Source organism: Shewanella sp. DNRA4 (assembly GCF_012843185.1).
Lineage (GTDB): Bacteria > Pseudomonadota > Gammaproteobacteria > Enterobacterales > Shewanellaceae > Shewanella > Shewanella xiamenensis.
The window spans coordinates 257,379-276,056 of record NZ_JABAIP010000001.1 but is presented as its reverse complement, the minus strand read 5'-3'; the positions used below and the strand labels follow the sequence as shown (position 1 = coordinate 276,056).

Genomic DNA, 18,678 nt, shown 5'->3' with positions numbered 1-18,678 from the left:
TTTACAGAGCATAGCCCAGTCAAAAGTAAAAATCAGCTGCGTTTAGTCATCACTGCGTCAACTAAACCATATTCCACAGCTTGAGTAGCGCTCATGAAGTTATCACGATCAGTATCACGCTCAATTACTTCGAGTGGCTGGCCCGTATGCTCTGACAGCATCAGGTTCAGTTTATGCTTGATGCCTAAGATTTCTTGGGCATGAATAGCGATATCAGAAGCCTGACCTTGGAATCCACCCAATGGTTGGTGGATCATCACGCGAGAATTAGGTAAGCAGAAACGCTTGCCCTTTTCACCGCCAGCTAATAAAAACGCGCCCATACTGGCCGCTTGACCAATACACACCGTACTCACATTAGGCTTAATAAATTGCATGGTATCGTAAATCGCCATGCCCGCGGTGACTGATCCACCGGGTGAGTTGATATATAAAAAGATATCTTTATCTGGGCTTTCTGATTCGAGGAATAGCAACTGCGCCACAATCAGATTCGCCATATGCTCTTCAACTTGACCCACTAAAAAGATAATCCGCTCTTTTAACAGACGAGAATAAATGTCGAATGAGCGTTCACCCTTAGCAGTCTGTTCGATCACCATAGGCACTAAAGCACTTTGTATGTCTGACGCATTATGCATTATTCATTTCCCTAAATAAAAATGGCTCGCATGAGGAGCCTCATACGAGCCATTATAAATGGCGAACTGCCAATCAAGTCAAGCTTAGCTTATGCGCGACCTGTAGCCTTGTTCATAAATTCTTCAAAAGCGACTTCTTTTTCGGTCACTTTGGCTGTTTTAAGCAGTGCTTCAACAGCTTGCTCTTCAAGCGCAACGTTGCGCATGTTTTGCATCAGCTCTTTATTGCTGTTGTAATACGCAATCACTTCACTTGGATCTTCATAAGCAGAAGCCATAGAAGCGATTAAGCCTTGTACACGCTCATCTTCCGCTTTCAGCTCGTTAGTTTTGATCACTTCGCCTAATAACAGACCGATTTTCACGCGACGAGCTGCTTGCTCAGTGAATAATTCAGCTGGCAGCTCAGGCATGTTAGCCGTTTGACCGCCGAAACGTTGCATCGCTTGTTGACGCAATACGTTAACTTCGCCATCGATCAATGCTTTTGGCAGTTCGATGTCATTGTTAGCTAATAAACCTGCGATCACTTGCTCTTTCACATTAGCTTTTAACGCTTGCTCAAGCTCACGGTTCATGTTCTTACGGATTTCAGCTTTAAGGGCTTCTAAACCACCTTCGCTGATACCGAATAATGCTGCAAACTCATCGTTTACTTCAGGTAAGTTAGCCGCTAATACTTCAGTTAAGGTGATAGCAAACTTAGCTGCTTTACCTTTTAAGTTTTCAGCGTGATATTCTTCAGGGAAAGTCACGTCGATAACGAACTCTTCACCGGCTTTGTGACCTAAGATACCCGCTTCAAAACCTGGGATCATACGGTTACTACCTAATTGCAGTTCGAAATCTTCAGCTTTACCACCTTCGAATTCAACACCATCAACTGAACCCACAAAGTTCATTTTCACTTTGTCGCCGTCAGCGGCTTCACGCTCAACAGCGGCGAAAGTCGCGTGTTGCTTACGTAAAGTTTCGATCATGCTGTCTACATCTGCATCGGTTACAGAGGCTTTTGGTTGCTCTACTTCAATTGCATCTAAACCTTTCAGCTCAACTTCTGGGTAGATTTCGAAAGTTGCTACGAATTCGAATTTTTCACCGTCAGTTGCACCTGGAACGAAAGTTGGTGCACCTGCTGGGTTTAATTTCTCAGCGATGATCGCTTCGATAAAGTTACGTTGCATCACTTCACCAGTGATGTCTTGACGAATAGCTGCGCCATAACGTTTGTTGATTACAGTAACAGGCACTTTGCCAGGACGGAAACCTGGGATACGAGCACGCTTAGCTTCACGTTGTAAACTGTCTTTAACCAGTTTTTCAATTTGTTCAGCAGGAACAGAAATGGTCAGGCGACGCTCTAGGCCTTGGGTTGCTTCAACAGAAACTTGCATTGTTTTACCTCGAAATTTGTCTAACGTCCTTTGTAATAGTCGAATCTTCAACTATTCAGGTATTCGTTTCTTGATCATTAAATTTGACTACAATGCCCACCACTACTGGCTTTTGGCACAGGTCGCTGTTAGTTGATATCTATCAAGACGCGACATTATAGCCACCGTTTTGTGCAGAGTCGAGCCTCAACGGCCGAATCTAGGGTATAAAAAAAGCGACCAGAGGTCGCTTTTTTTATTTTGTACTCAAAGTACTAAAAATGGGGTGACTGATGGGGCTCGAACCCACGACAACCGGAATCACAATCCGGGACTCTACCAACTGAGCTACAATCACCACTGAAACTGGTACGCCCGGCAGGATTCGAACCTGCGACCACCCGCTTAGAAGGCGGGTGCTCTATCCAACTGAGCTACGGGCGCATGGTCTACAGATTACTCTGCATCCTAACCGGCGTTGGATAGCATTTGGCTATCCATGCTACTCGCTCATGTAAACACTCGAGCAAATAACAATTAAAGTGGTCGGTGATAGAGGATTCGAACCTCTGACCCTCTGGTCCCAAACCAGATGCGCTACCGGACTGCGCTAATCACCGAAGGTCTTACTATATTTGGCATTAACTGAGAGGGTTTCCTCTGTTCTGCTCTCATCCAAAATCTGGATTCATTACAGGACTGCGCTAATCACCAAAAAAGTTTTCAAAGCAAATCAACACATCTGCTCGAGAACGGAGCGCATCTTAGCCCCTCACTTTGCACCCGTCAACGATTTTTTTAACCGTTCACGCTAGATGCTGAATTATCAGTCGAATACGCTTTTTTTTATCCATTTCACGACGGCATTTGCCATGACACACCCGCTACGCCCTGTTAAAATAGCCGCGATTGCCAATCTCTGTGTTAACTACCGTTTTAACCATCGCCAATATAAAGGATATCCTACACCCATGACAGCCCAAATAATCGACGGCAAGGCGATTGCTCAATACATCCGCACTCAACTGCGCGAAAAAGTTACCGCCCGTAAAGAGGCTGGACAACGCGTACCAGGTTTAGCCGTCATATTAGTGGGAGCCGATCCTGCCTCTCAGGTTTATGTTGGAAGCAAACGTAAGGCCTGTGAAGAAGTCGGTTTTATTTCCCGTTCATATGATCTCGAGACAAGCTGCACCGAAGAAGAATTACTCAAACTCATCGATAACCTCAATGATGATCCAAGCATTGACGGCATCCTAGTGCAACTGCCCTTACCAGCCCATATTGAAGACTCTAAGGTTATCGAGCGAATTCGCCCCGATAAAGATGTCGATGGTTTCCACCCCTATAACGTTGGCCGTTTAGCACAACGTATTCCTGTGCTGCGCTCTTGCACGCCAATGGGCATTATGACACTCATTAAATCCACTGGCGTCGATACTTATGGCTTAGATGCGGTTGTCGTTGGCGCCTCGAACATTGTCGGCCGACCAATGACACTCGAGCTACTGCTTGCGGGCTGCACCACCACAACTTGCCATCGTTTTACTAAAAACCTCGAACAAAAAATTCGCCAAGCTGATTTAGTCGTAGTTGCCGTGGGTAAACCCGGTTTTATTCCCGGTGAGTGGATCAAACCTGGGGCGATTGTGATTGATGTGGGTATTAACCGCTTAGAAAACGGCACTTTAGTCGGCGATGTGCAATATGATGTTGCTGCGCAAAATGCTAGCTTTATCACACCTGTACCTGGCGGTGTGGGACCAATGACCATAGCCAGTCTTTTAGAAAACACCTTATATGCCGCCGAGCAATATCACGACTAGGTTCTAGGTTCGGCAAGCATAAAAAAACCTGCATAATGCAGGTTTTTTTATTGGCTGAAGATTTTTTTGATTAAAAACAATAGCTAATTAAGCTTATTTCTTACGCCAAGTGGTGCCACTTGGGCCATCCTCTAAGACCACACCAAGCTCATTTAAACGATTACGCGCCACGTCAGCCGCTGGCCAATCTTTTTCACTGCGAGCGCGGTTACGTTCAACGATCAAAGCTTCAATCTCTGCCACTTCATCATCGCTCCCTTCGCCTTTAAAGAAGGCATCGGGAGATTGATGCAATAAACCCAGCACATCAGCAAGTTGTTTCATTGATACAGCTAATGCGGAAGCCTCTGCCATATCAGTGAGTTTCAGACGGTTGATCTCACGCACCATATCAAACAGCACTGAATAGGCTTCAGGGGTGTTAAAGTCATCGTCCATTGCCGCTTTAAACTTAGCGACAAACTCTTCGGCAGGTGCCGGCGCTACAGTCAGGTCAACATCTTTAATCGCAGTGTATAAACGCTCTAACGCCGCACGCGCCTGCTTGAGGTTTTCTTCAGAGTAGTTAATCTGGCTACGATAGTGACCCGATAGCAGGAAGTAACGCACGGTTTCTGCGTCGTAATGACTTAATACATCACGAATGGTGAAGAAGTTGCCTAAAGATTTAGACATTTTTTCGCGGTCGATCATCACCATGCCAGTGTGCATCCAATAATTCACATAAGGCGTGTCATGAGCGCAGCAAGACTGGGCAATTTCATTCTCATGGTGTGGAAACTGTAAATCTGAGCCGCCACCGTGGATATCGAAATGTAAACCTAAGTGCTTGCTGTTCATCGCAGAGCATTCGATATGCCAGCCTGGTCGACCTGGTCCCCATGGCGATTCCCATGTTGGCTCACCTGGTTTAGACATTTTCCACAGCACGAAATCCATTGGATTTTGCTTATTATCATCAACTTCAACCCGTGCGCCAGCCTGTAATTGCTCCAGATTCTGGCCAGATAGGCGACCGTATTCGGGGAAAGAGGCCACACTAAACAGCACATCGCCATCGGCAGCGATATAAGCATGACCACGGGCCAATAAACGTTCGACCATATCGATGATTTCGGCAATGTGCAGTGTGGCACGCGGCTCAAAATCAGGGCGTTTCATATTCAGCGCATCGAAATCCTTGTGCATTTCACCAATCAAGCGGTCGGTTAATGTATTGCAATCTTCTTGATTTTCGTTGGCGCGTTTGATGATTTTGTCATCAATATCGGTGATGTTGCGCTGGAAATTCACTTCATAACCCGCGTAACGCAGGTAGCGAACAATCATATCGAAGGAAACAAAAGTACGCCCATGGCCAATATGACAGAGATCGTAAACGGTCACGCCACATACATACATCCCAACTTTTCCGGGATTAATAGGCTTAAATTCCTGTTTTTGGCGGGTAATACTGTTGTAAATCTTCAACATCGGTATTCTCTTCAAAGATAGATTCAAGTGTAAAATCAAGGGGTCAGTCTACCACGCTGACGAGGGTTTTGAATACTGCACTTTGCGCGCAATCCGAGATAAGTTAGAATCGCGCCACTATTTACTGAGAGTATGAAAACATGATCACATTACACACTAATTTTGGCGACATTAAACTGCAACTGAACGCCGAAAAAGCCCCGCTGACCGTGGCAAACTTTATGAAATATGTTGACGAAGGTTTCTTCGACGGCACCATTTTCCACCGTGTAATTGACGGCTTTATGATCCAAGGCGGTGGTTTTACCGCTGAAATGAGCCAAAAACGTTGCCATGAGCCAGTGAAAAACGAAGCGAACAACGGTTTATCAAACCGTACTGGTACTATCGCGATGGCGCGTACTTCGGACCCACACTCAGCGACGGCTCAGTTTTTCATCAACGTCAACGATAACACCTTCCTTGATTTCAAATCTGAAAGCATGCAAGGCTGGGGTTACTGCGTATTTGGTGAAGTGGTTGAAGGCATGGACATCGTTGAAAAAATCAAAGCTGTCAGCACTGGTAACCGTGGCATGCACCAAGATGTGCCATTAGAAGCGGTTGTGATTGAAAAAGTAAGTGCAGCCTAATTCCCTAGGATGCGGACCTTATTTATTGGCGATCTGCACTTAAGTGCCGATCGCCTCGATATCACCCAAGCCTTTAATCGTTTTCTCGATACAGAACTTGATGATGTAGATGCTCTCTATATTCTGGGGGATCTCTTTGAGGTATGGGTCGGCGACGATTTAGCCGCACCTTTTGCCCTCGAATTAGCGCGCAAGCTCAAACAAGTCTCCCAAAGATTGCCCATCTACTTTATTCACGGTAATCGAGACTTTATGTTAGGCAAACAATTTGCCGATGCTGCGGGTATGCAAATGTTGCCCGAAGTCAAATGCTTAGATCTCTATGGCGTTAACACGGTTATTTTGCATGGCGATAGCTTGTGCACCTTAGATAAAGCCTACCAACGCTTTCGCAAACTACGTAGTTTTGCCTTCGCCCGTTGGCTTTATAGCTGTTTGCCGAAGAAAAAACGTCAAGCCATTGCCAATAAAATCCGCAGTAACAGCCAAAGCAGTAATCAGCAAAAAAGCTATGTGATTATGGACGTAGAACCCAGTGCGGTGAATGCGTTATTTGCTCAAACCCACAGCAAACAGATGATCCACGGTCATACCCATAGGCCTGCTATCCATGAATTAAACAATGGCTGCAAACGGATTGTAGTCGGTGATTGGTACGAGCAAGGCAGCGTGTTAGTGGTCAGTGCCGACGGCGTGGAGCTAAAAAGCCTGCCCTTCGACGCCAGCTAAGCACCTATAGCGTCTTCACCATTAAAACATCTACCGCTAAGGCCTCATACCTGAATATGGTTGAGGCCGCTACTTATCTTTCCCGCTGGGCAACTAAGGGTTGACCACTGTGGAAATGAAACTCGTCATCGGGCGCCATAATCAATTCGGCTTCTCTCTCGCCAAAATAAGCAACTCGCTCGCTAATATCCTCGGTCGATACTAACTGTGCCAGCTTAAGATAATCCTCAAAATGACGCGCCTCTGAGCGCAGCAGTGACACATAAAACTTACTTAACTCTGCATCTAAATAAGGCGCTAATTTGGCAAAACGCTCACAGGAGCGCGCCTCAATGTATGCACCCACAATCAACTTATCCCGCAGAATATCCTTCTCATGGGTGGTCACGTGGCTCATCATCCCTTTTGCGTAACGCCCAGCACGAATATTACGATATGGGATTTGCCGTGCGTGCATCAGCTCCAGCACTTGCTCAAAATGATGGAATTCTTCTTTTATCAAACGGATCAGTGGTGGGATCAGATCCTGTGCAAAAGCAAAATGTTGATTCGGCTGTAGATTGGCTACCAACTCGTTCTTTTTGACATCACGAGCCAAAAACTGCTCGATATCGCGATCCTTATGATAAACAAATTCCTCATAAGGTTTCGCCCATGCCAATAGCGATTGTCCGCTGTCTTTATCCAAGGCATATCGCCTCAATAAGAACATCGCAGTCTGCGCCGCTTTTAGCTCACAATTACAATGGTCAATTAAGAGTTCATCTAACGAGGTAGAGGCTCTTGCTACATCAATCCAAGTTTGCGGCGTCTCACAACGAAGAAACGCATGAACAGGTGCCAGTAATTGCTGCATGGGATCACTCAAAAATCTTAAAGAAAATATCGCCATATTTTACGCGTAATTATCAACAAGCTATAGCTTTAGACACCAGTAAACTTGACTAGCTGAACTTTTTGTTCAATAAATAATCTACACTTTAAGAACTGAGATCCTGATCACGGCACATCTCAATTCAAAGAGTAGGCAATCGGGAGTTAAAGGGATTGCGGAGCATTAACCCTGATTGCAGAGCTGTTATCAGCTCGTCTGACGTTTGGCGAGCCATCATCAATGCTGAACAAGGATAATTATAATGATACTGAATCACTTAATGGGGTTATACACTCATCCAAAGCAAGAATGGCATGCGATTGAACAAAACCATGAAGCACTCAAAAGTAGCTTAAGTCACGTTGTTCTCATCGCGCTCATTCCCGCTGTCTGTAGCTTTATTGCAACAGCTTACATTGGCTGGAATCCAGGAGCCGGTGATCCTATTTATCTCACGCCGCAAAGTGCAATGTTTATGTCCGTAGGTATGTATTTTGGCCTAATTGCAGGCGTCTTTGCCCTCGCCTATTTAGCCTTTTGGATGGCAAAAACCTTCGATGCTCAGCCAACTTTCACCCAAGCATTAGAACTCGCGTCCTACACCGCAACACCGCTGTTTATGGTTGGTTTGGCGGCACTCTACCCAGTACTCTGGTTTATTATGATTGTTGGGCTGATTGGCTTAGCCTACTCGGTTTATCTGCTATATGCAGGTGTGCCCATCATTATGAATATCCCTGAAGAGAAAGGCTTTATTTACGCCAGTTCGATGGTCACAGCAGGTTTAGTGCTCTTGGTTGGATTAATGGCCACCAGTGTTATCCTCTGGAGCATTGGCTTTGGTCCTATGTACCAATAAGGGATTAATCCGCACTCAGGTGCAAACGACTTGAAATACTGATAGTGACAAATTGATAGTGGCAAATAGACGTGTTGAAAACGAAAAGTTGTAAAACAGAAAAGGCCCTTAGCTTGAAAACACTAAGGGCCTTTTTATTCTTTACTGCTGTTGACAGTTAGTCGCGACAGAGATTATCGCGGCCAACAACTTGCTATTCAAACGAGTCCCGCAGTGCAACCGTTAAGTTAAACACTAAATGCTCGGCTGAAGAGTCTTTATTGTCAGCACAGAAATAACCTTCACGCTCAAACTGATAAGCTTTTTCCGCTGGCGCATTCGCAAGGCTTGCTTCAACTAAACCATTAACCACTTCAAGTGAGTTAGGGTTAAGCACTTCATCCACTGTCTCGGCAGCAGCAGGATTTGGATCAGTGAACAAGCGTTGGTATAAACGGAACTCAGCAGGTTTAGCCGTAGTCGCTTCAACCCAATGGATTACGCCTTTCACCTTGCGACCATCGGCAGGGTTTTTACCTAAAGTATCAGCATCGTAGCTACAGTAGACGGTAGTGATATTACCTTCACTGTCTTTGTCACAACGTTCGGCTTTAATCACATAGGCGTTACGCAGGCGCACTTCTTTGCCCATGACTAGACGTTTGTACTGCTTATTGGCTTCTTCTCTGAAGTCAGCCACATCGATATACAATTCGCGGCCAAAGGCAAGTTCACGTGTACCCATGCTTTCATCGCTTGGGTGAGAAGCCGCTTGAATCGTCTCGATTTGACCTTCTGGGTAGTTCTCAATCACCACTTTTAATGGGCGCAGTACGGCCATCGCACGTGGCGCATGTTCGTTGAGCTCTTCACGGATGCAGGCATCGAGCATCGCCGCTTCAATCATGTTTTCTTGCTTAGTGATACCAATACGTTGGCAAAACTCGCGGATAGACGCTGGGGTATAACCACGACGGCGTAGACCTGCAATTGTTGGCATACGGGGATCATCCCAGCCGGTTACTAACTTGCGTGTCACTAAGTCATTTAATTTACGCTTAGACATCAGCGTATATTCAAGATTTAAGCGTGAAAACTCATATTGACGAGTACGATTTGGCGCTTGGAAATCATCTAAATTATCGAGAACCCAGTCATACAGACGACGGTTGTCTTGGAACTCAAGTGTACATAATGAGTGAGTAATGTGCTCGAGCGCGTCAGAGATACAGTGAGTAAAGTCGTACATTGGATAAATGCACCACTTATCACCCGTTTGGTGATGGTGAGCAAAACGAATACGGTAAATCACCGGATCGCGCATACACATGAAAGGCGATGCCATATCAATTTTAGCGCGCAGCGCACATTCGCCCTCTTTGAATTCACCTAGACGCATTTTTTCAAATAAGCGCAGGTTTTCTTCCACAGGAGTATCGCGATAAGGGCTATTTTTACCAGGCTCTTTTAACGTGCCACGGTATTCACGGGTTTCATCAGCATTGAGAAAACACACATAGGCTAAGCCTTTATTGATTAACTCAACGGCATATTGATGTAATTGGTCGAAATAGTTAGAGGAATAACGCACCTCACCATCCCACTGGAATCCCAACCAACGCACATCCGCCTGAATAGAATTGACATAATCGATGTCTTCTTTTTCAGGGTTGGTATCATCAAATCGTAAGTTACAGAGACCTTGGTAATCGCGGGCGATGCCAAAGTTCAAACAGATGGACTTAGCATGACCTATATGTAAATAACCATTTGGCTCAGGTGGAAAACGCGTCTGCACACTCGTGTGCTTACCGCTTTTCAGATCCTCATCAATGATATTACGAATAAAGTTACTCGGACGTACTTCAGTGTCCACATGACTCATGGAATTCCTCTTTGCGAACAATGGCAATTTTAACAAAACCAGCATGATCCTACAGATCTCGGCCAGTTACAATGCCCAGTATTAAAAACTAAGGGTTATGCCGTGGATAGTAAAACAATAAAAGCAGCCGTGAAAGCTGCTTTTATCTTTGTAACCACTAAGCTGACATTTATTACTCAGGGGTTTACTCAGTAATAATCCGCACGCCTGGGATAATTTGCTGAGTTCTGCGCCCTTTACGTTTTAGCCATAGATAGAATATGACTAACGCACTGAGGAAGAAACCAATCCATAGACCCGATTGCAATGGGTGCTCGGCAAAGGTTGCTACTTGGTAAGCGATAGTTGCACTGCCATAGGCCAGAGAGAATGTCCATGTCGCTGCAAACGTTGCCCAACGAGTACCAAACTCGTTCACTAAAGCGCCCATCGCCGCAACACAGGGAGTATAGAGTAAGATAAACAGCAAATAAGAAAACGCTGCCACCTTGGTAGTAAACCCAGATTGCAAGGCACTAAAGGTTGACGTTGCAACACCTTGCGCCTCTGCCGCAACATCGGTACTGGACACATCGCCTACAGATAACTTAAGCGGGTCTTCCAAATCTAAACCAAACAAGTTTGCTGGGATAGTCGCAAGAGCCTCATTAAAACTATCGGCTAATGGTGTTAATTCGCCGTCCTCAGAACCGGCATTGGTATATAAGCTATTGAGTGTTCCCACCACAGCTTCTTTGGCAAAAATCCCAGTGATAATCCCGACCGTTGCAGGCCAGTTATCTTGCTCAATTCCCATTGGCGAGAAGATAGGTGTCACTTTCTGGCTCGCTACGCTTAAGAGTGACGCTTGGCTATTCTCATGGCCAAAGCTACCATCTACCCCTATCGCATTGATAAAATTGAGCAGTGTCACCACTAGTACAATGGTTTTACCCGCACCAAGGATAAAACTCTTAGTCCGCTTACCAGTACGCACCATCACCGCTTTAAATTTAGGCAACTCATAACTTGGTAACTCCATCACTACCGCACTACTGGTGCCTGGTAATAAAGTGCTTCGCAGCAACAATCCGGTACCTATGGCCGCAAAAATCCCGATGATATACAGTAAAAATACTAGATTTTGGCCAGAGTCAGGGAAAAATGCCGCCGCAAATAGTGCATACACAGGCAACCGTGCGCCACAAGACATAAAGGGAGCCATCATTCCCGTGACAATACGCTCACGCTCACTGCCTAAGGTACGCGTTGCCATAATGGCTGGCACAGAGCAACCAAAGCCCACGATCATTGGTACGAAAGCTTTGCCCGGCAAACCTATGCGACGCATTAATCCGTCAACCACAAACGCGGCACGAGCCATATAGCCCGAACTTTCAAGAACAGATAAACCAAGGAATAATGCCGCAATCACAGGAATAAACGTAGAAACGGTTTGAATACCTTGGCCCACACCACCCGCAAGGATAGTCACCAACCAAGCTGGCGCGCCTATGTTATTGAGCAGTGCACCAAAATGATCGACCAGTAATGCCCCTGCGAACACATCGAAGAAATCGATAAACGCACTGCCGATGTTGATGCTGAACATAAACATCAAATACATAACAAATAAGAACACCGGAATGCCAAGTACAGGATGTAAGACTAATTTATCGAGTTTATCACTCAAGGTTAAGAAGCCATCGGTTTTAACGGAACCTTGGAATACTCGCTCCACAAAATTAAAGCGAGTGGTTGCGACCATCACTTCAATGTCGTGTCCTTGCTGCGAAATTTGCTGAGTACAAGTATTCACCTCATCCTGAAGCTCAGCATTTTTACAGCTACCACAACCAGAACCGTTACCCAACATCGCTAAGGCGCGGCCACGGCTTAAGTTGGGATCTTTACTACAAAGTAGTTGCACGCCTGCTTCAATTTGCTCGTCGTAATCAAGTAACAAAGGCGCTTCAGATACACGACCTTGAAGTAAGTCAAGCACTTGCGCTTGTACTTTAGCAACATCAGCAGGATCGCGGGAACAAACCCCAATCACTGGGCAGCCCAATTCTTGACTCATTTTCTTTAAATCGACACGAATGCCACGCTTGATAGCAGCATCGATTTTGTTCAACACCACCACCATAGGGATCGACAATTCACGGAGTTGTGCCGTCAAATAGAGGTGGCGCTCGATATTGGTCGCATCAACTAAGTTAATGATGCCATCGACACGTTGTTCGGCGAGATATTGTTGAGCAATCTGCTCATCGAGAGAACAATCACAGCTATTACCCGCAGGGAGTAAATCGTAGATACCGGGTAAGTCGGTTAAGTAAACGTCAGCACCATTGAGAGTGAAATGACCGGTTTTTTTCTCAACCGTCACACCGGACCAGTTGCCAACTTGCTGATTAGCGCCTGTAAGCGCGTTAAAGAGTGTTGATTTCCCAGCGTTTGGGTTACCAACGGTGACGCAATGAAACTGCTTAGTCATTCGCCTTTTCCACCTCAATAATGTCTGCCAAGTCTCTGCGCATACAAAGCTTACTACCACGAATATCCAGCTCTAAACCAGAGCCCATTGGCGCTCGGCGAATCAAAGAAAATCGTGTATTTGGGGTAATGCCCATGGACAATAATTTACGCTTCACTGTTTGCGGCAAATCTAATCGCCCGATTTCAGAAATAATGCCACGGTCACCGGGACTGAGTTCGCTTAACTTCATTACCTATTTCACCTTGTAACAGCTTCAGCTTGAAAAACTGTGTTCATTGTATCTGAGCTATGGAGCTAATAACTTTACCTAGATCAAGCTTTTTGACTGGTAACGATAATAGTTTTCAATTGTGTTGAGTATTATGTGACAAAAATCTCAATGAATAAACGCCTGACCGAAAATAAAAATGCCAGCTAGCTGCCACCATTTATCGCAATCGAACAACATGTTCAATAAGCGTTAAAAAAAGTCATCCTCGGCACAAAATGAGACATTGATCACACTTATTATTTATCCCTACAAAATCATTCCTCTTTACAGTCAACCAGCTAAAAAATGTTAAGCACTTGTCACGTGCTTGTTCTAATATTAATCAGCTAAATTAGCGATGTCGAAAGCTTGAAAAATAACAAATAAAACGCACTCGGGAATAGATGAACATGGATATAGGTTTAAAGTTCAAAAGCATAACTCAGGTTATGCTTGCTCTGATGTTATCGATACTCAGCCTTTCAACGGTAGCGACACCTTGGGATGACAAGCCACCCGAGGAGGTCGTCGCGACTTTGGACAAAAAATTTGCCGAAGGTAAGTACTCGGCCAAAGGGGCTGACACTTGCCTGATGTGCCATAAGAAAAGTGCCACTGTGATGGCCATTTTTGATGGTGTACATGGTAATCCTAATGTCAAAGATTCCCCCATGGCCGACTTACAGTGTGAGGCTTGCCACGGCCCACTCGGTAATCATAACAAGGGCGGCAAAGAGCCGATGATCACCTTCGGCCAGAATTCTCCGGTTCCCGCGCAAAAACAAAACAGTGTCTGCATGAGTTGCCATAACGACGATCAACGCATCGCGTGGAAAGGTAACCACCATGACAATGCCGATATCCCTTGCAGTAGCTGCCACCAAGTACACGTGGCAAAAGATCCTATTAGCGACAAAGCGAACGAAGTAGCGATTTGTACCCAATGCCATACTCAGCAAAAAGCGGATATGCACAAACGCTCATCCCATCCACTACAATGGCAACAAATGGTCTGTAGCGATTGCCACAATCCCCATGGCAGTTTAAATGATGCCAGTCTGAAACAAATGAGCGTCAACGAAAACTGTTACAGCTGCCACGCCGAAAAACGCGGTCCTAAATTGTGGGAACATGCGCCAGTCACCGACAATTGTGCTAACTGCCATAACCCCCACGGCAGCGTGAATGAGTCAATGCTCATCAGTAAACCGCCACAATTATGCCAACAATGCCACGCCTCCGATGGCCACAGCAGTAATGCTTACTTTGGTAATCAAACCAATGCCTTCACCTCGGGTAATTCCTGTATGAATTGCCATGGACAAGTGCATGGTTCAAACCATCCATCCGGCAAGTTGCTCCAGAGATAACAAGGAAATGATCATGCAAATAATGAACATATCGACTCCTAGAGCTTGTTTCTCACTCACATTACTGGCTTGGGCGATTAGTGGCGTACTCAACACAGCCCATGCTGAAGGATATGAAATCCAAAAAGCGAATCGCAGCGGCGTAAAAAGTGACTCATGGAGCTGCAAGCAATGCCAGCCCAAAACAGGGCACCAAGGCAACGTCAGCGCCACGCTCGCCTATAATGACGGCGAAGATAGCCGTTTTGGTAATCGCACTGGCACGGATAAAGATGGCTTGGTCGGTGCTGTGGGCGCCGATATGCAATACCAAGCTGAGAGTGGTTACCAAACCCGGCTAGAGGCCGATAAACTGGGATTTGATACGGGTTCTGCCAAGCTAACCACAGGCCAACCCGGACACTATCAAATCCAATTGGGTTATAAAGGTCTCGCCAATTACCAATACAATCAGCTAAAAAGCCCTTATCTCACCGATAACGATAAGATGCTCTTGCCTGATAATTGGGTAGAGGGAGCAACGACCCAATCCATGCCGTTACTGCAATCGAGTTTAATCGAACAGGACTTAAGCATTACGCGGAATAGATTCAACCTCGGCGGTTACTTCGCAGGCCATATCTCATCGAGCAGCCGCTACAAAGCCTCGGTGAACTACCAGCATGAAAACCGCAGCGGCGCGAAAAAGACCAGCGCAAATATTCTCACTAACAGTGTGATGTTGGCGCAGCCCATTGATGACAGCACAGATGAAATCGATGCCAGAGTCTATTTTGGCGGCGCAGGCTGGCAAGCGGGCATAAACAGCCAGATAAGCCAATACAAGAATGATCATCAGGCACTGCTATGGCAATCGGCCTATACGCCCACATTTGGTGCGGCCTACTTTGGCCAAAATGCCGTCGACCCAGATAATAAGGCCTATCGGATCGCAGCCGAGGCCAGTGGTGGTCAAAATGGCCATAACATCCTTATGCACGCGGGCATCAGTAACATGTCACAGGATGAGGCTTTTCTGCCTGCGACCATTAATGGCCCCTCACCTTTGCTGCCAACCGATAATTTAGATGCCCAAGTGGACGTCCTAGATATGGTGCTTAAGTATTCAGGCCGCATCACACAGGATTTGAGTGTTCAAACCAGTTATAACTATCAAGACAGGGAAAACAAGACGGCTCAGTTAGATTTCCCACAGGTCGTGACCGACAGCTTTTATCAAGGCACAGCTACAAATCGTCTCTACGATAAACGCAGTAAACAATTCGATCTCAAAGGTAAATATCGCCTAACGCCGTCGGCCTATGCTGAAGCGGGATATAGCCGAGATGAAATCATTTATTCGGAGCTTGATAGGCAGTCCATCGATGAATCGGGTCTCTTTGCCAAACTCAGCTACCGCTATTCGCCAGCTTGGTCAGCTTGGTTAAAGGGCGAAGTATTAGATCGTAATGGCAGTGAATACGATGCTGTAACAAGCACACAAAGTCCGAGTAATCCTTGGTTACGTAAGTCTTATCTTGCTGATCGCAAACGTCAAAAAGTCACCTTGCACACAGATTACCAAACCGATATAGGGTTCTCTGTGGGTGCGAGTTTACACAGTATTGATGATGACTATAACCATACATCAGTCGGGCTCACCCAAGTGTCTTACCTTGGCTACGATGTAACTGCGCAGTATCTAATTAGCGACAATCTAAGTCTTAACGCCTATCTCAACCAAGACTGGCGCGATTCAGATCAGGCCGGAAGCAATCGTTTCTCAACACCTGATTGGTACAGCACCGCGGAAGAGAAATCGACCCTGATTGGCGCGGGTATCGCCTATCAAAACCTGCTGGATAATCGTTTAGATCTGGGATTGGACTACAGCTACTCCGATGGTCAAAGCGATACTGAAATCACCTATGGCATCACTAGCCCCTACGGTGACTACTACAGTCGCAAGCACAATATTAACGCCTACGCCAAATATAGGCTGGCCGACAGTATGTCATTACGCTTCGATTGGTTGTTCGAGAAATATCAAGATGCAAACTGGCAAAACCAAAACACCACTTGGGACACTGTCCCCAATGTGCTCAGTTTTGGCGACATCAGCCACGATTACAATGCTCATTACTTAGGTTTGACCTTAAGCTACCAAATGTAACTTAGGCACTGACAGCGTATTCCAAGGATAGAAATATGAACAAGTTTGCCAAATTAACCACACAATATAGTTTGATGCTGCTCCTCACCACACTTGTCTCCGCTTGTGGGGGCAATGATGGTAATGATGGCTCACCCGGTGAGCCGGGGAAACCACCCGCAATAACGATCACTAGCCTAAACATCATGGTCGATAAAGTTACCGTGACCGACGGCATTGCCCAAGTCGATTATCAGGTGAGCAATCAAGACGATGAAGCCGTGGTTGGTATTCCTTCAGCCACCTTTATTGCGGCGCAATTACTACCTCAGGGCGCCACAGGTGCTGGTAATAGCAGTGAGTGGCAACATTTCACCTCTGAAACGTGCGCCGCTTCTTGCCCAGGCACGTTTGTTGACCATAAAAACGGCCATTACAGCTATCGTTTTAGCGCCACATTTAACGGCATGAATGGGGTGACATTCGTTAACGACGCCACCCAACGAGTAGTCATCAAACTGGGCGGTGATGCATTAGCCGATGGCACAGCGCTCCCTATAACTAATCAGCACTATGATTGGCAAACCTCGGGGAATACCTTAGCTTATACCCGTAACTTAATTACCATTGAAACCTGTAATAGCTGCCACAACAATTTAGCGTTCCATGGTGGACGTTATAACCAAGTTGAAACCTGCGTAACCTGCCATAACAGTAAGAAAGTCAGCAATCCCGCGGATATTTTCCCGCAAATGATACACAGCAAACATTTAACGGGATTCCCTCAATCCATCAGTAATTGCCAGACTTGCCACGTTGATAATCCAGATTTAGCCGAGCGTCAAAATTGGCATAGGGTACCCACCATGGAAGCCTGTGGAGCCTGCCATACCCAAATTAATTTCCCTGCGGGCCAAGGCCATCCAGCACAAGCGGATAATAGCAATTGCGTTGCCTGCCATAATGCCGATTGGACCGCCAGCGTACACGGCAATGAAGATCAAATAGCCGCGTTAGCTCAATTTAGTCCAAGCATCAGTAGTGCAAGCATGGATGCCAATGGCACAGTGACTGTTGCGGTGACCCTGATCAACCCCAGCACAGGCACTGTTTACCTAGATAGCGCAGATAAACTCAAATTTATCAGCGACCTAAGGGTTTATGCTAACTGGGGAACTAGTTTCGATTACAGTACCCGCTCCGCGCGCTCAATTCGTCTCCCTGACTCCACGCCAGTCTCTGGCAGCAACGGCACTTACACTTATACCATTTCGGGTCTCACTGTTCCCGCGGGAACTGAGGCCGACCATGGCGGCTTAGCGATTCAGGGCCGGGTATGCGCCAAAGACAAAGTCTTAGTGGATTGCAGTACCGAACAGGCAGAAGTACTGGTGATCAAATCAAGTCATAGTTACTTCAATATGTCTGCATTAACCAGTACTGGCAGGCGCGAAGTCATTAGCAATGCCAACTGTGCTAGCTGCCACGGCGATCAACAACTGAATATTCATGGTGCGCGCAACGATTTAGCAGGCCAATGCCAACTTTGCCACAACCCGAATATGCAGGCCGACGCTACTGCGGCCAATCCCTCCATTACCTCCTTTGACTTTAAGCAGTTAATTCATGGCATCCATACCAGCCAATTTGCTGGTTTTGCAGATCTCAACTACCCAGGCAAAATCGGTAATTGTGCTCAATGCCATATCAAAGATGCAGGAGGCGTTTCAACGGTTGCCCTGCCCTTAAATACAGCGGTTCAACCGCTTGCGCTTAACAATGGCACCTTTACCAGCCCAATTGCCGCCGTATGCAGTAACTGTCACTCAAGTGATATAACCCACAATCATATGAAGCAACAAGGAGCCGTGTTTGCAGGCTCCAAAGCTGATGCAACCGCAGGCACTGAAACCTGTGCATTCTGCCATGGACAAGGGGCCGTCGCCGATGTACTCAAAGTCCACCCAATTAATTAACCCTATGATGCAGGCCAAAAGGCCTGCAACTGCAGATATAAAAGGAACTCATACTATGCAGTCTTCTACCTCTAAAGAAATAGTCAGATCTCAATCACATAACCCGCTTAAAGTGACTGATAAATACCAATGACTTAGTTAGCCTTACAGGTGGGATCTAATCCCACACATTAAATGCCAATAATGAGATTTATTCTT

The 18,678-nt window shown here is 46.0% G+C and carries 14 protein-coding genes and 3 tRNA genes; 7 read left to right on the top strand and 10 right to left on the bottom strand.

Annotation, left to right across the window (positions count from 1 at the left end; all coding sequences use genetic code 11):
* Positions 1 to 32: 32 nt before the first annotated feature.
* The 5 genes from clpP to HG547_RS01135 form a co-directional block, all read right to left on the bottom strand.
* Positions 33 to 641, bottom strand: a complete 609-nt coding sequence (gene clpP, locus HG547_RS01155; protein WP_037417193.1) for an ATP-dependent Clp endopeptidase proteolytic subunit ClpP — start codon at positions 639 to 641, stop codon at positions 33 to 35.
* An 89-nt stretch (positions 642 to 730) separates the two neighbouring features.
* The gene (gene tig / locus HG547_RS01150; RefSeq protein WP_047538512.1) at positions 731 to 2,035 is read right to left on the bottom strand and encodes a trigger factor; all 1,305 of its coding nucleotides are present in this window, start codon (positions 2,033 to 2,035) and stop codon (positions 731 to 733) included.
* 261 nt (positions 2,036 to 2,296) lie between these two features.
* A tRNA-His gene (locus HG547_RS01145) sits at positions 2,297 to 2,372 on the bottom strand.
* 9 nt (positions 2,373 to 2,381) lie between these two features.
* Positions 2,382 to 2,458 (bottom strand) — tRNA-Arg (locus tag HG547_RS01140).
* A 99-nt stretch (positions 2,459 to 2,557) separates the two neighbouring features.
* A tRNA-Pro gene (locus HG547_RS01135) sits at positions 2,558 to 2,634 on the bottom strand.
* 351 nt (positions 2,635 to 2,985) lie between these two features.
* Here HG547_RS01135 and folD point away from each other — a divergent pair.
* Positions 2,986 to 3,840, top strand: a complete 855-nt coding sequence (gene folD / locus HG547_RS01130) for a bifunctional methylenetetrahydrofolate dehydrogenase/methenyltetrahydrofolate cyclohydrolase FolD (protein WP_169546644.1) — start codon at positions 2,986 to 2,988, stop codon at positions 3,838 to 3,840.
* A 93-nt stretch (positions 3,841 to 3,933) separates the two neighbouring features.
* Here the strand turns inward: folD and cysS are convergent, their stop codons facing one another.
* Positions 3,934 to 5,313: a cysteine--tRNA ligase gene (gene cysS / locus HG547_RS01125; protein ID WP_047535621.1), complete on the bottom strand. Its 1,380-nt coding sequence runs from the start codon at positions 5,311 to 5,313 to the stop codon at positions 3,934 to 3,936.
* A gap of 140 nt (positions 5,314 to 5,453) precedes the next feature.
* Here cysS and HG547_RS01120 point away from each other — a divergent pair, with 140 nt between their 5' ends.
* Together HG547_RS01120 and HG547_RS01115 are read left to right on the top strand one after the other, a co-directional pair.
* A complete protein-coding gene (locus HG547_RS01120) occupies positions 5,454 to 5,945 on the top strand; it encodes a peptidylprolyl isomerase (protein WP_011623251.1) in 492 nt (163 codons plus the stop codon).
* 9 nt (positions 5,946 to 5,954) lie between these two features.
* On the top strand, positions 5,955 to 6,674 hold the full coding sequence (locus HG547_RS01115; RefSeq protein ID WP_047535629.1) for a UDP-2,3-diacylglucosamine diphosphatase: 720 nt from the start codon (positions 5,955 to 5,957) through the stop codon (positions 6,672 to 6,674).
* Between the two features lie 73 nt (positions 6,675 to 6,747).
* Here HG547_RS01115 and HG547_RS01110 read toward each other — a convergent pair whose 3' ends face one another.
* Positions 6,748 to 7,530 (bottom strand): tRNA isopentenyl-2-thiomethyl-A-37 hydroxylase MiaE, encoded by a 783-nt coding sequence (locus HG547_RS01110; RefSeq protein WP_169546642.1) that lies wholly within the window; start codon positions 7,528 to 7,530, stop codon positions 6,748 to 6,750.
* 280 nt (positions 7,531 to 7,810) lie between these two features.
* Between HG547_RS01110 and HG547_RS01105 the strand changes: the two genes are divergently transcribed.
* Positions 7,811 to 8,407 carry a Yip1 family protein gene (locus HG547_RS01105; protein ID WP_144376508.1) on the top strand — a complete coding sequence of 199 codons (597 nt, stop codon included), beginning with the start codon at positions 7,811 to 7,813 and terminating at the stop codon, positions 8,405 to 8,407.
* Positions 8,408 to 8,600: 193 nt separating this feature from the next.
* On the opposite strand, the gene glnS is transcribed toward HG547_RS01105, so the two are convergent.
* From glnS to HG547_RS01090, 3 genes are all read right to left on the bottom strand, one after another.
* Positions 8,601 to 10,271: a glutamine--tRNA ligase gene (glnS, locus tag HG547_RS01100; protein ID WP_037417167.1), complete on the bottom strand. Its 1,671-nt coding sequence runs from the start codon at positions 10,269 to 10,271 to the stop codon at positions 8,601 to 8,603.
* Positions 10,272 to 10,455: 184 nt separating this feature from the next.
* Positions 10,456 to 12,750: a Fe(2+) transporter permease subunit FeoB gene (gene feoB / locus HG547_RS01095; protein WP_169546640.1), complete on the bottom strand. Its 2,295-nt coding sequence runs from the start codon at positions 12,748 to 12,750 to the stop codon at positions 10,456 to 10,458.
* Positions 12,743 to 12,982, bottom strand: a complete 240-nt coding sequence (locus HG547_RS01090) for a FeoA family protein (RefSeq protein ID WP_011623257.1) — start codon at positions 12,980 to 12,982, stop codon at positions 12,743 to 12,745. The genes feoB and HG547_RS01090 overlap by 8 nt, the downstream gene beginning before the upstream one ends.
* A 425-nt stretch (positions 12,983 to 13,407) precedes the next feature.
* On the opposite strand from HG547_RS01090, the gene HG547_RS01085 reads away from it, so the two are divergent.
* Genes HG547_RS01085 through HG547_RS01075 form a run of 3 tightly spaced genes read left to right on the top strand, consistent with a single transcriptional unit; the run spans position 13,408 to position 18,480 of the window.
* Entirely contained in the window at positions 13,408 to 14,373 is a 966-nt protein-coding gene (locus tag HG547_RS01085; RefSeq protein WP_144345834.1) for a DmsE family decaheme c-type cytochrome, read from the top strand.
* Between the two features lie 13 nt (positions 14,374 to 14,386).
* Positions 14,387 to 16,525 carry an MtrB/PioB family decaheme-associated outer membrane protein gene (locus HG547_RS01080; RefSeq protein ID WP_169546638.1) on the top strand — a complete coding sequence of 713 codons (2,139 nt, stop codon included), beginning with the start codon at positions 14,387 to 14,389 and terminating at the stop codon, positions 16,523 to 16,525.
* 35 nt (positions 16,526 to 16,560) lie between these two features.
* Complete coding sequence (locus tag HG547_RS01075; RefSeq protein ID WP_169546636.1) at positions 16,561 to 18,480, top strand: OmcA/MtrC family decaheme c-type cytochrome; 1,920 nt, start codon at positions 16,561 to 16,563, stop codon at positions 18,478 to 18,480.
* Positions 18,481 to 18,678: the final 198 nt, after the last annotated feature.